The following is a 14,927-nucleotide window of genomic DNA, read 5'->3' on the forward strand; positions in this document are numbered from 1 at the left end:
TCTATTTTTTTGTTTCTTCTATCGCTTTCAATTCCTGTTCGTCGTACGGAACTTGTTCCATACTTATTTTCTCACGGTCTTGCGGACGTCCTTCCTCTACCAGCTCGCCCATATTGAGTTGTACTTTCTCGGTAGGCTTGGTATAGTTGTTGACGTTCAACACGGATTGCTTGCCGAATTCGCGAGGCTTTTCGATTGTCCAGTCAGACAATTCTTTTTTCTCGAAACGGCATTCGTTGCAGATGAATTCGTCCACTTCTCCCCATTCGTTTTTACGTGCCGAAACCCGTTGAATATGGTCGCCGAACATCCACAGTACCACTTTGCCCGAACAATGCGGACAGTCGCGGTGGGCGTCGAATTTCTTGGTGAACCATACACGCGATTTGAAGCGGAAGGTCTTATCTGTCAATGCTCCCACAGGGCAAACATCAATCATGTTCCCCGAAAAAGCATTGTCTATCGAGTTTTTGATATAAGTCGATATTTCTGCACGGTCGCCACGGTTCAAGACACCATGTACCCGTTCCGGTGTGAGTTGGTCGGCAACATGTACGCAACGGTAACAAATGATACAGCGGTTCTTGTTGAGGGCTATATAATTACCGATATCTTCGGTAACGAATGTTTCTTTCTTCTCGATGAAGCGCGAATGAAAGGATTTATTTTCCATCGCCAAATCCTGCAGGCTACACTCTCCGGCCTGATCGCATACGGGGCAATCGAGCGGGTGATTTATCAGCAGCATTTCGGTAATCGCTTTGCGGGCAGTCAATGCACGGGGCGAAGTAGCGCTTTTCACTTCCATACCGTCTTGCACAGCCGTCACACACGAAGGTTGCAATTTGGGCATCGGGCGAGGATCTTTCTCGCTGCCTTTCGATACTTCGACCAAGCAGCAACGGCATTTCCCTCCGCTACCCTTCAGTTTAGCGTAATAGCACATAGTCGGCGGCACACAGTTGCCTCCGATCATGCGGGCAGCTTGCAGGATGGTTGTCCCTTCGGCTACTTCTATTGTTTGTCCGTCTATTGTAACTTTCATTTCACCTCCCCAACCCCTCCTACAGAGGGGCTTTTGTTTCGGTTATCATTTATTTCCTATCACTATTTTTTCACCTTCATCTTGTTCCCTCCCTATTGGGGAGGGTTAGGGTGGGGTGTTTAACTTTTCAATAATTTCCTTACCTGTTCCATCGGTTCGTTAACGAAGTGGTCTCTGTTCTTCACCTTTTCGGGGAAGCGGACGTGGTATTCGAACTCTTCGCGGAAATGGTGTATTGCAGCAGCCACCGGCCACGAAGCGGCATCACCCAACGGGCAGATGGTATTCCCTTCTATCTGGCTCTGAATACTAAATAATAAATCTATATCTTCTTCGCGTCCTTTACCTTCTTCGATGCGGTGCAGGATTTTTTCCATCCAACCCGTTCCTTCGCGGCAAGGCGAACATTGTCCGCAGCTTTCGTGATGGAAGAAGCGCGATATATTCCAGGTGTTACGTACGATACAAGTGGTGTCGTTATACACGATAAATCCACCCGAACCGAGTGACGAGCCTGTCTGTTTACCGCCATCCGACCACGATTCGTAGCTCATCAGGCGATCTACGCCTTCGGCAGTTTTGAATATATATTGCGGAGGAAGTATCTGTACAGATGCCCCGCCCGGGATAAGCGCTTTAAGCGGACGGTCGTCCATCATGCCACCACAATATTCGTCGGAGTAGAAGAATTCTTCTACAGATAGTCCCATTTCTATTTCGTATACACCCGGATTTTTGATATGTCCCGATGCACTGATCAGTTTTGTTCCGGTCGATTTCTCTGTACCAATAGCAGCATAAGCCGCTCCGCCGTTATTCACGATCCACGATACGGTAGATATTGATTCTACGTTGTTCACCACCGTAGGTTCTGCCCACACCCCGCTGACAGCAGGGAAAGGTGGTTTCATACGCGGATTACCGCGTTTCCCTTCGAGCGATTCCAGCAAAGCTGTCTCCTCGCCGCAGACATATGCTCCGGCTCCACAGTGCACGTATAGATCGAGGTTGTAGCCCGTACCCAGTATATTTTTGCCTAACCAACCGTTGGCGTATGCTTCTTTGATGGCTTTTTCGAGGATTTTGAAAATCCACATATATTCCCCGCGAATGTAGATGTAAGACAGGTTTGCTTCCAGCGCATAGCTGGCAAGGATAGCCCCTTCAATCAACAGGTGCGGAATCTTATGCATCAGATAACGGTCTTTGAACGTTCCCGGCTCCGATTCGTCGGCATTCACTACCAGATGGCGGGGTTTGCCCGAGCGTTTGTCTATAAAACTCCATTTCAATCCCATCGGGAATCCTGCCCCTCCACGTCCGCGGATGCCCGAAGCTTTTACTTCTTCGGTAACGGCGTCGGGAGTCATCGTTTTCAGGGCTTTCTCTACGGCAGAGTAGCCACCGTTTTTGCGGTAGACTTCATATTCCTGAATGCCTTCGATATGTAACTTCTCAAATAATATCTTTTTACCCATTGCCAACGATTCAATGAAGTTTTACTTTTCCTTGTCTGCAATCCTCAATCAAGGCGTCGATTTTTTCTTCGGTCAGAAATTCATGGTAGTAATCGCCTAATTGCAGCATCGGCCCGAAACCGCATGCTCCGAGGCATTCTACGCCTACCACGCTGAATAATCCGTCAGGAGTTACTTCTCCTTCTTTGACGCCCAGTTTTTTGCATGTATATTCCATCAACTCTTCCCCCTTGCGGATAGCGCAGCAGCTTGTCCGGCAGAATTCGAGCATATATTTTCCCTTTGGTTTCTGGTTGAACATGGTATAGAATGTCACAACCTCGTAGACCTCAATCGGTTTCACTTCCAGTATTTCGGCAACCTTATCCATCAGTTCCACGCTCAACCAGTCGTTGTGTGCATCCTGCACAGCATGCAGCACGGGGAGCATCGCCGACTTCTTTTTATCGGCGGGATAGTGGCTTAGCAGTTCGTCGATACGCGCCTGCAATTCGGGAGTGATATTTATTTCTTGTTTCATAATAATAGCTGTTAGCCCTTAGCCTTTAGCTGTTAGTATTTTTTAATTAGCATATTTTTACTATGCGTCCAACTCTCCTGCAATAACATTCAGACTCGAAAGCGTGATGACAGCATCGGAAATGGAGCTGCCTTTCACCAATTCGGGGAATGCCTGATAAAAAATAAAGCAAGGACGACGGAAGTGCAAGCGGTAAGGCGCACGCGAACCGTCGGTAATCAGATACATCCCGAGTTCGCCGTTTGCGGCTTCTACGGAGTGGTATACCTCGCTGACAGGAACAGGGTATTCGCCCATCACTATCTTGAAGTGGTTTATCAATGCTTCCATCTGCGTATACACCTCTTCCTTCGGAGGGAGGTAATATTCCGGCACATCGGCATGGTAAGGGTCTTTCTTCATCCCTTTCAGCTTGTCGAAAGCCTGACGAATGATGCGAACCCCTTCTTTTACTTCGCCTGCGCGAACGCACCAGCGGTCGTAAGTATCGCCGGATTGCCCGACAGGGATGTCGAAATCGAAATCTTCGTAAGAGCTGTAAGGGCTGGCAACGCGCACATCGTAGTCGATACCTGTTGCACGGAGGTTAGGTCCTGTGAAACCGTAGTTCATTGCCTTTTCGGCGTCGATTACGCCTACACCGATCGTGCGATCCATAAAGATGCGGTTTCGTACGCATAGGTTTTCTAATTCGCCCCAAGCCTTAGGAAATCCTTCGAGGAATTTCTCTATCTTTTGGTAGCAAGCTTCGCTGAAATCGCGTTCGAATCCGCCAATACGTCCGATGTTGGTCGTAAGGCGTGCCCCGCAGACTTCTTCGTATATTTCGTATATCAGTTCGCGGAATTCCATCACATAAAGGAAGCCTGTATATGCTCCCATATCGACACCCAATATACCGTTGCAAATGATGTGGTCGGCAATGCGGGCAAGTTCCATAATAATAACACGCATATATTGCGCCTTCTTAGGAACTTCGACGTTCAATGCTTTTTCTACGGTCATCCACCAGCACATATTGTTGAGTGGCGACGAACAGTAGTTCAGCCGGTCGGTCAGTGTATTGATTTGGTAGAACGTGCGGTGCTCGGCTATCTTTTCGAAAGCGCGATGGATATATCCTACCGTTGTGTCGGCATCAAGGATGATGTCGCCGTCGAGTAGCAGGATATTCTGAAATACACCGTGAGTGGAGGGGTGAGTAGGACCGAAATTGATTACGGATAACTCGCGTCCGTCTGCGAAGTTCTGATTCTTAATCATCTCTTCAAATTGACGTACTTTTGGAGATATAACTGGTTCGCCTAACATTATGCTTCTCCTCCTTTCGTTTCTACTTCGTAGTTATTGGGTGTACGTCCGAAGAAACGGTCGTCCTTATCGGAACGTCCTCCGTCTTCGAGCGGGAATTCTTTTCTCATAGGATGGGATGATACGCTGTCGGCATTCAATATACGGCGTAAATCGGGGTGTCCGATAAATTTGATACCGAAGAAGTCGAATGTTTCGCGCTCCATCCATCCGGCAGCCTTGAATATGTCGGTTACGGTTGCCACTTCCGGCTGTCCGTTCAGATATACTTTTACGCGTACCCGTACATTATTTATCCAGTTGTGCAGCAGGTACACCACTGCAAACTGCGAATCTTTATCATTGTCAGGATAATGCACACCACAAAGGTCAGTGAGGAAGTTGAATAGAAGTGTTTCGTCCTCGTGCATATATTGTATTACATCGTGTATCGCTTCGGGTGAAGCTTCGAATGTAAGGATATCCTTTTCCATGCGGAAGTTGGATACACCTTTTGGGAATTGCTCCGTAATCCGGCTTTGAATAGTGGATGTTTCGAGTGTCATTTCGCTTCCTCCTCTTCTTCAAACTGGTACGACTTCAACAATTCCTTATATCTTTCCGAACCACGGCGGTGGATGGACTCGTTTTTAACGATTTCCTGTAATTGCATCACACCGTCGATAATCTGCTCCGGGCGCGGTGGGCATCCGGGTACATATACGTCCACAGGGATAACCTTGTCGATTCCCTGCAATACGGAGTATGTATCGAATATTCCGCCCGACGAAGCACAAGCTCCCACAGCTATCACCCATTTGGGCTCGGCCATTTGTTCGTATACATGGCGGAGTACGGGAACGAGCTTTTTCGAGATAGTCCCCATCACCATCAGCATATCTGCCTGACGTGGCGAGAAGCTGTTTCGTTCAGCTCCGAAACGTCCCATGTCGTAATTGGATGCCATGGTCGCCATGAACTCGATGCCGCAGCACGAGGTGGCGAAAGGCAACGGCCAAAGAGAATTGGCACGGGCTAATCCGATGACATTATCGAATTTGGTAGCAAAAAAGCCTTCCCCCATATATCCTTCGGGGCAAGGGACAATATCAACGGTTGATAGTTTAGTTTTTTTGCTCATATATAGTGATATATAGATTGCTTATTTTTCCCAGTCGAGCGCTTTGCGCTTCTTTATATAAAGGTATCCGATAAACAGCAGTCCGAGGAATCCTCCCATCTTGAGCAGGCCTTCCCAGCCTAACTCGCTGAAATTTACTGCCCAAGGGTACATAAAGATGATTTCTATATCGAAAAGCACAAATAGTATGGCTACGAGGAAATAGCGGATAGAAAAGGGATAGCGGGCATTGCCGATGGATGGTAACCCGCACTCGAAGTTGTCGAGCTTATTTTTCATACGTACTTTCGGTCCCAGTAGTTGCGATACAAAAATGATAGCAACCACAAATATTACACAGAATGCTATTTGCATAAGAATGGGTAGAAAACCGTATAAAGTCGAAGATTCCATCGTTATTTTTCTATTGATTGATTCTTGGTATATTTTATGTTCTAAAGCACAAAGATACTCCCTTTTTCGCTAAAAAAATGTAGTAATTATGACAATTTTGGCAGGATTTTGATGAAAAAACAATTAAAAATGAACAAAATAAGCCGTTTTGCAAAGAGTACTTAGCAAACGGCTATTTTAACAATTTTATATCGAAGTTTCGTTTTTTACTTTACTCATTCTATAATCTTCAACATCGAAAATTACAAAGATAGAATAGGGGATGTGTGTTTTCTTTTTCAATAGATAAAAGTTAATTCAGGTGTTCTTTTTTCTTATTAAGAGAAAAAACATGAATATTGTTATCTTTAATCCATAATATTCCGCCGTTATCGAGTTCTTTGCTGAAGTAACATGTTTGCTCACCTGATTCTGTGATTATAATTTCGTCAGTCATCATATTAAAGTTAGCAATTTTTTCTATCAAAACTAATTCATTCTTAGTAACTTTATATAGATTGGTCGCTTCGGTATAATTCGGCGACAGATAATCTACTTTTGATCCAATATGGTATAATTCCTCATTATAGACAAATGAGGTCATTGTCATAAATCCTACTGAGTCTATTACTGTCCTATTGGGTGAATCGGGGCTGATAGGTAGTCTGTCGGGATGTTCTGATATATTTCTTCTTTTTTGGTAGAGAGGTAGAGAAGATGGATCGTTGATCTCAAGAATAGCCGTGAATGCTGTTAGATGGAGTAGAGAAGTTGTCAGATAATATGTATTGTTTATTTTATTGATAATAAAAGGACAAGTTGCCTCACAGGCATATTTTTTCTTTGTTCTTTTGTCTGTGAACCATGCTTCTCCTCCCCACTCTCCGTTGCAGAGTGTTTCTACCAGATACTGCTTGTCTTCGAAGAAGGGCTTTTGCTTGATTTTTTTATTATATCTCTCAAATTTTGTTCCGGTATAATAATATGGCTTGTTTTTATAATTGTAGGCAATCAATGTATTGTTATAGTTGATCAGGTAGTCGAGTTCGATATTGCAGTTTAAGGTGTCTATTGCTTTTGTTGTAAGGTCGATCTTGTAAGCATTGTCTCCTCGGCTATCCAGAAAATAAATACTGTTTTCTACTTTGCATAAGGATCTTGTATAGTCGTTAACTTCAATTGAGTCTTTTATTATATTAAATGTCTGGGCATCTAAATTGAAAGAAATAACTAATGCTGACAAAAGAAGTATATTTTTCATTTATTGTGTTTTTTTGCTAAAGATAAGAATTTAAGCATAAAAAAGCCGGGCTCCTTGTCGGAATCCGGCTCTTAAATTATAATTGTAAGTTTATTTACTCACCATCTTTCTTTATAGGCTTGTCCGGTCTTGGAGGACGCGGAAGAAGCACTTTGCGCGAAAGTTTCAATTTGCCCGATTTAGGGTCGATATCTATCAATTTCACTTCGATGATATCGCCTTCTTTCAATCCGGCTTTCTCCATATCGTCGATACGTTCCCACGATATTTCGGAGATATGCAACAATCCGTCTTTGCCCGGAAGTATTTCTACGAATGCTCCGTACGGCATGATAGAACGTACTTTACCTTCGTATACTTCACCTACTTCAGGAACGGCTACGATACCTTTGACCTTAGCCATGGCAGCCTCGATAGACTGGCGGTTTGTAGCTGATATTTCAACACGTCCGTAACCGTCGATTTCTTCGATAGTAATAGTCGCACCTGTTTCTTCCTGAATACCTTGGATGATTTTTCCACCCGGCCCGATAACAGCGCCGATGAAGTCTTTCGCAATGATAAGCACTTCGATACGAGGAGCATTGTCTTTCAGGTCAGGACGAGGAGCAGGCAATGTTTCGAGGATTTTACCTAAGATGTGTAAACGTCCTTCTTTCGCCTGAGCCAATGCTTTTTCAAGGATTTCGTATGATAGTCCGTCTACCTTGATGTCCATCTGTGTAGCTGTGATACCGTCTTTTGTACCACACACCTTAAAGTCCATATCTCCCAAATGGTCTTCGTCTCCCAAGATGTCAGAAAGAACAGCATAGTTTGTTCCTTTCTTCTCAGAGATTAATCCCATAGCGATACCCGATACCGGTTTTTTGATTTGTACACCGGCATCCATCAAAGCCAATGTTCCGGCACAAACAGTTGCCATTGAAGACGAACCGTTCGATTCCAGAATATCCGATACTACACGTATTACGTATGCGTAGTCGGTAGGTATCATTGGTTTCAAAGCGCGGTGTGCCAGATTTCCGTGACCGATTTCGCGACGGCTCAATCCGCGTGATGGGCGAGCATCTCCTGTCGAAAATGGAGGGAAGTTATAGTGTAGTAAGAAACGCTCTTTTCCGTTGTTCAATACATCGTCGATAATCTTCTCATCGAGTTTTGTACCCAAAGTTACGGTTGTCAAAGACTGAGTTTCTCCACGAGTAAAGATAGCAGAACCGTGTGATCCCGGAAGGTAATCTACTTCGCTCCAGATAGGGCGTATTTCGGTAGTCTTGCGACCATCGAGACGTTTGCCTTCGTCGAGAATAGAACGGCGCATCGCTTCTTTCTCTACGTCGTGATAATAGCGGCTGATAAGAGTAGCTTTTTCCGCCAATTCTTCTTCAGTTAAAGTTGCTTTATATTCATCAACGATAGCGGCAAAATTGTCGCTGCGCTCATGTTTATTCGTGTTGCAAGATGTTGCGACAGCATAAGCCTTGTCGTAGCATTTAGCCCAAACATCTTTGCGTAAGTCTTCGTCGTTTTCTTCGTGGCAGTATTCACGTTTAACGGTTTTGCCACATTCTTCCATTAACTCAATCTGAGCCTGGCATTGTACTTTGATAGCTTCGTGAGCGAATTTGATAGCTTCGAGCATTTCTGCTTCCGATACTTCTTTAAATTCACCTTCTACCATCATGATATTGTCCATCGTAGCACCTACCATAATGTCCATATCAGCTTGTTCGAGCTGCTGGAATGTAGGGTTGATAACGAATTGTCCGTCGATGCGGGCAACACGCACTTCCGAAATTGGCCCGTTGAAAGGAATGTCGGAAACAGCAAGAGCTGCCGAGGCTGCCAATCCTGCCAATGCATCTGGAATATCTACTCCATCTGCTGAAAAAAGTGTAATAGTTACAAATACATCAGCATGATAATCATCAGGGAATAAAGGGCGTAATGCGCGGTCGACCAAACGACAAGTTAATATTTCGTAGTCAGAAGGGCGCGCTTCGCGTTTCTGAAATCCTCCCGGAAAACGTCCGAAAGCGGAGAATTTTTCTTTGTACTCTACCTGTAAAGGCATAAAATCTACATCCGGTTTTGCATCTTTAGCTGCAGTTACTGCTGCCAGCATCATGGTGTTGCCCATGCGCAGCATTACCGAACCATCGGCTTGCTTAGCTAATTTACCGGTTTCGAGAGTGATAGTCCTTCCATCACCCAAATCGATACTTTTTGTAATCGGTTTAATCATATTTTTTTAACTTCTTTAATTCGGATGCAAAGGTATGCAAAAGTTTTGATATATAGGTGTGTTAGCTTTTCAAATACCGAATATAAATGAATCGATAAAAATATTTTGTATCTTTCTTCCCGATTATTTCAAACACCAATATAAAATGATGCGTACCTTTCTATTGATAATCTTCTTTGCTTTTTGTGCAACTTCTATTTCTTCCCAGAACGTAAGGCTCGAATTACCCAGTGTAGAAGAGCTCAGGAATAAAGCGCAGGGTGTGGCTGATTTATCCGATTCGGACCGTACTATCGGAATTGGCCGCTTATATTGCCCTGTTCGTTCACCTCTTCCGCTATATGCAAGCGAGTTCGATACTGTTCCGTTCGATACCATACAGTTTAAGGAAATCGAAGAATACCTTTCTTATAAAATGAGCCGCCAATCCGGCCTTCCTTTGAAGCCTTTTAGTGCGATATTGAGTGTTCATGAAGGTTCGTGGATTATACCGTATAGTCCGCCTGAGTTGATTCTGAAAGTGATGTTTCGCGGAGAAGATTTCTACATTGTTGAAGTCGATAGTGAGACAAGAGAGCTTGCTGTTGTAAAGCGAGTGGATTTGTTTTACCAGGACGATGTAGATTGGAGTGAAAGTGAAGACGAGATGTATATGTTAGGCTACCATCGATATTCGAACTGGGGCACATATTTAAGACAGGTTGCGCGTGTCAGGAGCGAAGAGCTTCCGATATATGACCGGCCGGATGGGAAACAACTCGATTTAAAGAATCTTACTGGAAGAATCATTGGTATAGAAGGGGATTGGGCACTGTTTCTCTATTCGGATAGAGAGGGAATGTATCATCATGTTTGGTTCAAATGGACGGATGGACATATACTCTTGCCAGAGATAACAGAATTTCTATATTATTAAAATCCTCTTTGCCTCATCGCCTCGAAAGTCAGTACGGCAGTAGAAACCGAAACATTGAGCGAATCTATCTTCCCGCGCATCGGTATTTTGATGCGGGCATCGGCTTTGTCGAGCCAGAAATCGGTTAGTCCGTCCGCTTCCGTACCCATGACGATAGCCGAAGGGCGGGTGAAGTCGGTATCCTGATACCATTGCGAAGCTTGCAATTCGGCAGCAAAGGTCTGGACGCCTTTTGCTTGCAGGTATGCGAGTGCTTCCTGTGATGTACAAACGGCAGTGGGAACGGTGAAGATGCATCCCACACTCGAGCGGATAGCATTGGGATTATAGAGGTCGGTTGCCGGATCGCAAATGATAACGGCATCGGCTTGTGCCGCATCGGCAGTGCGGAGGATAGCCCCCAGATTGCCGGGTTTCTCGACAGCCTCGAGCACGATGATAAACGGATTCTCCGACAATTTCAGGTCTTGCAGGGTATGCAGCTTGGGTTCGGCTAAAACGACTAATCCGTCAGAACCTTCGCGATAGGCAACTTTTTCGAAAACGGCTTGCGATACTTCGGCTATTAACTCTTGCGGAATGCTATGCAATACATCGGGATAGTCGGTTTTGGAAAACAGTTCGGGACAAAGGAAAACCGATTTGACAGTATATCCTGCCGATAAAGCCAAGCTAAGTTCGCGTGCCCCTTCTATAACGAACAGGTTCTGCTCACGCCGCTCCTTCGCTTTTGTCAGCTTGGCGATGTTCTTTATCTTAGGATTCTGTAAACTGGTTATCTTTTCCATGAACTATGATGGATAAAATGATATTCCGTTGATTGTCAACTGATTTTTTTTGACTTTACAAACTTGACAAATATGACGCAATACAGTGCTTTTTACAACTTGTTCAATTCTCACCACGGCTGACCGTTTTGAATATAGATAAAGTTCTGAAAACCTTGTAACTCGTAACTGTCCACAGGACGAAGTAACTTGTAACTCTTTTTTCTACTTGCTCATCTCGCGCGACTTGTCACCCAAATAACCGCCATGATGGCGTTTGGCATAGTCAGCAGGCGAAAAGTTGATTTTCTTCATCGTACCCACAACAAGGATGTCGCCTATGACAGTCATAACGGTGGTGGATGTGGTCGGCGTAAGGCATAAAGCGCATACTTCGGTCGGATTTCCTGTAGGCAGGCAGATGGTTGCCTTTTGAGCTAAGAGGCTATCGGGATCGCTGGTGATAACGATAAATTTTATCCCCGGCACAAGCACCTGAGCCAGCGAAACCAGTTCTATAATTTCGCGTGTTTTACCCGAATTGGAAATAAGCAACATAATATCGTTCTCCTGCAAAATGCCGAGGTCGCCATGTTGCGCTTCGCTCGGATGGAGGAAAACGGCAGGCGTGCCGGTAGAGCTGAAAGTGGTAGCAATGTTTTGTGCTATCTGTCCGGCTTTACCCATCCCGCTGGTTACTAATTTTCCCTTTTTTTTGTTGGTTTGCTCCACGATTAAATCGGTAGCCTGTTCGTATGCGTCCGAAACAGGTATGTTCAGTACAGCATTCGCTTCGTGTTCCAGTAAGGAACGTATTTCGTTTATTCCCATCGTTTTAGTTTGTCTTATACTTGTATTGTATTTTGGACAACTCCTCGTTAGCCTTTTCTATCTTACCTTTTAGTGTTTCTTTATAGGCTATCAGCTTTTGTTGTACCTGTTCGTCTCCTGTTGCTATCATCTGCAAAGCAAGGATTGCCGCATTGAGCGCCCCGTTTATTCCCACTGTTGCGACAGGAATCCCCGGAGGCATCTGTACGATTGCCAGCAGCGCATCCATTCCGTCGAGCGACGAATCGATAGGCACACCTATCACGGGCAGCGGAGTCATCGACGCAATCACACCCGGCAGGTGCGCAGCCATTCCGGCAGCGGCAATGATTACTTTTATGCCACGTGCTTTGGCGTTCTTGGCAAATTCTTCTACACGCTCGGGAGTACGGTGAGCCGACAATGCATTCATCTCGAACGGAATTTCCATTTCGTCCAACAGCTTGGCGGCTTTTTCCATTACGGGCAGATCCGAAGTACTGCCCATAATGATGCTTACAACAGGTGTCATATCCTTATTTTCCTATTAAATTTTTGTAATCGGCAGCCGACAACAATTCGGCCAATCCGCTTTCATCTTCTATTTCTACTTTGATAATCCAGCCTTCGCCATAAGGGTCTTCGTTGATTAGCTCGGGTTTGTCTTCTAATTGGGTATTCACTTCCAGCACTTTTGCCGAAACGGGCATAAACAATTCCGAAACAGTTTTTACAGCTTCAACCGAACCAAATACGTCGCCTTGTTTTACCGATTCACCTTCGGTGGTGATGTCGACATAGACGATTTCGCCTAATTCGCTTTGCGCAAAGTCGGTAATACCTATCAAGGCCGTTTTGCCGTCTACTCTTATCCACTCGTGGTCGTTCGAATACTTCAAATTTTCAGGGAAATTCATAGTTGTTATATTTTTATGGTTAATATAAATTGATTCTAAAATCCAAAGATAGTAAAATATGCGCCCCAATAGATACAAATATAAGAAACAATAAATCCTAACGCAAAGCCTGCATATACCTGCGCCGGAGTATGGCGTTTGAGCAGCAGGCGTGATGTGCCGAGACATCCGGCAAGGATAAACAATACGATAAACAACCCGAAGGGCGAGATACCTTTCACGTTGTACGAGATGGATAGCACGCATCCTATCAGTCCGCCGATACCCATCATGTGGGCGCTTATTTTCCAGAAGAAAGTAATGATTCCTGCCAGCAGCAGCAATATCAACGGCGTAGCCAGCATCGCAAGGAACCAGATGGGTATGTAGGGCTGCATAAAATAATAGAGCAGCAATACGTAACACAGGAAGGTGAAAAGGAAAGGCAACAGCCGGTCGCGTTTGTCGCTCATTGCATAATCCTTTATCAGCCGGAAGCGCTTGAACAGGAAAATGCCGTTGGCGGGGAGGATGCACGAAAGAATGATTATCGGCAGCATAAACCGGATAAACGTTTCGAAGTTAGTATATACCCCCTCGTAGGCAAAGAGGAGCAATACCCCGTACACCGCCATAAAGATGGGGTGTAGGATGAACGAAAGTGCCTGGGCGATAAAGTGTTGTCTATTCATATTTCCTTTCTCAGACGGGCTATAGGTATATTCATCTGTTCGCGGTATTTGGCCACTGTGCGGCGGGCTATGATATAGCCTTTTTCGCGTAAAATGTCGGATAACCTGTCGTCGGTCAACGGTTTCCGTTTATCTTCGTTTTCTATCGATTCTCTTAGTATCGCTTTTACTTCGCGCGACGAAATTTCTTCTCCCGTATCGGTCTGCATCGATTCGGAAAAGAAGTATTTGAGCGGATATACACCGAAATTGGTTTGGACATATTTGCTGTTGCTTACACGCGAGATAGTCGAAATGTCATACCCGGTGCGTTCGGCCACGTCTTTCAGTATCATCGGGCGCAACTGCGTCTCGTCTCCCGTAAGGAAGAAATCGTATTGCAGGTCGATAATTGCCTGCATTGTCCGTTGGAGTGTCTCCTGCCGTTGACGCACGGCCTCGATAAACCAGCGTGCCGAATCCAGCTTTTGTTTGACGAACAGGACGGCATTTTTGGCATCTGTGCTCATCGACTCTTTATTTTCGCTATATCCCCTCAGCATATCCGAGTATTCGCGATTTACTTTCAGTGGAGGCAGATTCCGGCTGTTGAGGTTGAAAAACAACTCGCCATTGTAGGACTCGACAATGAAGTCGGGCACTACCGTGTTCATCGTCTGCGCCAGCGAATCGCCCCAATTGCTCCCCGGCTTAGGATTGAGCGTCGTTATCTCGCGAATGACTTCCTTCAATGTGTCTTCGTCGAGATTCAACTGCTTCATTATCTTATCGTAATGCCTTTTCGAAAATTCGTTAAAGTAGTTACGGATAACAAGTGTCGCAGCTTCCACAACGGGCGACGATTCTTTTCGCTCGAGTTGTAGGAGTAAACATTCTTGCAAATCCCTCGCGCCGATGCCTGCGGGATCGAAGGTCTGGACGATATGCAGTATCTTTTCTAACTTTTCGGGTGAAACGTCTATGTTTTGCTGAAAAATCAAATCGTCCGATATGGCAGGGAGTGTACGGTCTAAGTAACCACTCTCATTGATATTTCCGATAATATATTCGGCGCATTTTTGCTCTTCTTCGTCGAAGTCGCATTCTCCCAGCTGGTCGAGCAAATACTCGCTCAACGATTCGCCTACGGCAAAAGGAATTTCTTTGTTGTCGGAAGTTTGTTTGTTATTGTCTTTCAGGCGGTAATCGGGAATCTCTTCTTCGTTGAGGTAGTCGCCTAAAGTCAGGTCTTCCTGCGTGATGTTGTCGTCACCATCCAAGGTGTTACCATCCTGTAGGTCGTCCGATTCATCAGCTTCATATCCCTCTTCCAGAGCCGGATTATCTTCCAATTCCTGTTTTATGCGCTCCTCTAACTCCAAGGCAGGCATCTCCGTAAGCTTTATCACCTGCATTTGCAGAGGCGAAAGCTTTTGCTGTTGCTTTAATTGAAGTTGCTGTTTCAGTGCCATAGAGAAGTCTGATTTTCCTTACTTTACAAAGATAGTGCAA

At 45.0% G+C, this 14,927-nt stretch carries 16 protein-coding genes; 1 reads left to right on the forward strand and 15 read right to left on the reverse strand.

What is annotated here, in order from left to right:
- Position 1: 1 nt before the first annotated feature.
- The 9 genes from D0T66_RS13210 to pnp form a co-directional block, all read right to left on the reverse strand.
- Positions 2-1,045: a 2Fe-2S iron-sulfur cluster-binding protein gene (locus tag D0T66_RS13210; RefSeq protein WP_163357777.1), complete on the reverse strand. Its 1,044-nt coding sequence runs from the start codon at positions 1,043-1,045 to the stop codon at positions 2-4.
- Positions 1,046-1,164: 119 nt separating this feature from the next.
- Positions 1,165-2,523, reverse strand: a complete 1,359-nt coding sequence (gene nuoF / locus D0T66_RS13215) for an NADH-quinone oxidoreductase subunit NuoF (protein WP_163357778.1) — start codon at positions 2,521-2,523, stop codon at positions 1,165-1,167.
- A 10-nt stretch (positions 2,524-2,533) separates the two neighbouring features.
- Positions 2,534-3,043, reverse strand: coding sequence for an NAD(P)H-dependent oxidoreductase subunit E (gene nuoE / locus D0T66_RS13220; RefSeq protein ID WP_163357779.1), 510 nt, complete (start codon positions 3,041-3,043; stop codon positions 2,534-2,536).
- A 60-nt stretch (positions 3,044-3,103) separates the two neighbouring features.
- Complete coding sequence (locus D0T66_RS13225; RefSeq protein WP_163357780.1) at positions 3,104-4,306, reverse strand: NADH-quinone oxidoreductase subunit D; 1,203 nt, start codon at positions 4,304-4,306, stop codon at positions 3,104-3,106.
- A gap of 47 nt (positions 4,307-4,353) precedes the next feature.
- A complete protein-coding gene (locus tag D0T66_RS13230) occupies positions 4,354-4,899 on the reverse strand; it encodes an NADH-quinone oxidoreductase subunit C (protein ID WP_163357781.1) in 546 nt (181 codons plus the stop codon).
- Positions 4,896-5,474 carry an NADH-quinone oxidoreductase subunit B gene (locus D0T66_RS13235; RefSeq protein WP_163357782.1) on the reverse strand — a complete coding sequence of 193 codons (579 nt, stop codon included), beginning with the start codon at positions 5,472-5,474 and terminating at the stop codon, positions 4,896-4,898. The genes D0T66_RS13230 and D0T66_RS13235 overlap by 4 nt, the downstream gene beginning before the upstream one ends.
- A 21-nt stretch (positions 5,475-5,495) precedes the next feature.
- Positions 5,496-5,828: an NADH-quinone oxidoreductase subunit A gene (locus tag D0T66_RS13240; protein ID WP_255489827.1), complete on the reverse strand. Its 333-nt coding sequence runs from the start codon at positions 5,826-5,828 to the stop codon at positions 5,496-5,498.
- A gap of 331 nt (positions 5,829-6,159) precedes the next feature.
- The gene (locus D0T66_RS13245; RefSeq protein WP_163357784.1) at positions 6,160-7,107 is read right to left on the reverse strand and encodes a hypothetical protein; all 948 of its coding nucleotides are present in this window, start codon (positions 7,105-7,107) and stop codon (positions 6,160-6,162) included.
- 94 nt (positions 7,108-7,201) lie between these two features.
- On the reverse strand, positions 7,202-9,355 hold the full coding sequence (gene pnp / locus D0T66_RS13250) for a polyribonucleotide nucleotidyltransferase (RefSeq protein ID WP_163357785.1): 2,154 nt from the start codon (positions 9,353-9,355) through the stop codon (positions 7,202-7,204).
- Between the two features lie 145 nt (positions 9,356-9,500).
- Between pnp and D0T66_RS13255 the strand changes: the two genes are divergently transcribed.
- Positions 9,501-10,271, forward strand: coding sequence for a hypothetical protein (locus D0T66_RS13255; RefSeq protein ID WP_163357786.1), 771 nt, complete (start codon positions 9,501-9,503; stop codon positions 10,269-10,271).
- Here D0T66_RS13255 and D0T66_RS13260 read toward each other — a convergent pair.
- The 6 genes from D0T66_RS13260 to rpoN form a co-directional block, all read right to left on the reverse strand.
- Positions 10,268-11,059: an RNA methyltransferase gene (locus D0T66_RS13260; protein WP_163357787.1), complete on the reverse strand. Its 792-nt coding sequence runs from the start codon at positions 11,057-11,059 to the stop codon at positions 10,268-10,270. The two genes, D0T66_RS13255 and D0T66_RS13260, sit on opposite strands and share 4 nt — an antisense overlap.
- Positions 11,060-11,263: 204 nt before the next feature.
- On the reverse strand, positions 11,264-11,869 hold the full coding sequence (locus D0T66_RS13265; protein ID WP_163357788.1) for an SIS domain-containing protein: 606 nt from the start codon (positions 11,867-11,869) through the stop codon (positions 11,264-11,266).
- Between the two features lie 4 nt (positions 11,870-11,873).
- Positions 11,874-12,380, reverse strand: a complete 507-nt coding sequence (purE, locus tag D0T66_RS13270) for a 5-(carboxyamino)imidazole ribonucleotide mutase (RefSeq protein ID WP_163357789.1) — start codon at positions 12,378-12,380, stop codon at positions 11,874-11,876.
- A gap of 4 nt (positions 12,381-12,384) precedes the next feature.
- Positions 12,385-12,765 (reverse strand): glycine cleavage system protein GcvH, encoded by a 381-nt coding sequence (gene gcvH, locus D0T66_RS13275; RefSeq protein ID WP_163357790.1) that lies wholly within the window; start codon positions 12,763-12,765, stop codon positions 12,385-12,387.
- A 35-nt stretch (positions 12,766-12,800) separates the two neighbouring features.
- Positions 12,801-13,436 (reverse strand): hypothetical protein, encoded by a 636-nt coding sequence (locus D0T66_RS13280; protein WP_163357791.1) that lies wholly within the window; start codon positions 13,434-13,436, stop codon positions 12,801-12,803.
- Positions 13,433-14,887 carry an RNA polymerase factor sigma-54 gene (gene rpoN / locus D0T66_RS13285; protein WP_163357792.1) on the reverse strand — a complete coding sequence of 485 codons (1,455 nt, stop codon included), beginning with the start codon at positions 14,885-14,887 and terminating at the stop codon, positions 13,433-13,435. The genes D0T66_RS13280 and rpoN overlap by 4 nt, the downstream gene beginning before the upstream one ends.
- Positions 14,888-14,927: the final 40 nt, after the last annotated feature.

Origin of the sequence: Dysgonomonas sp. 25 (genome assembly GCF_010501075.1) — a bacterium.
GTDB lineage: Bacteria > Bacteroidota > Bacteroidia > Bacteroidales > Dysgonomonadaceae > Dysgonomonas.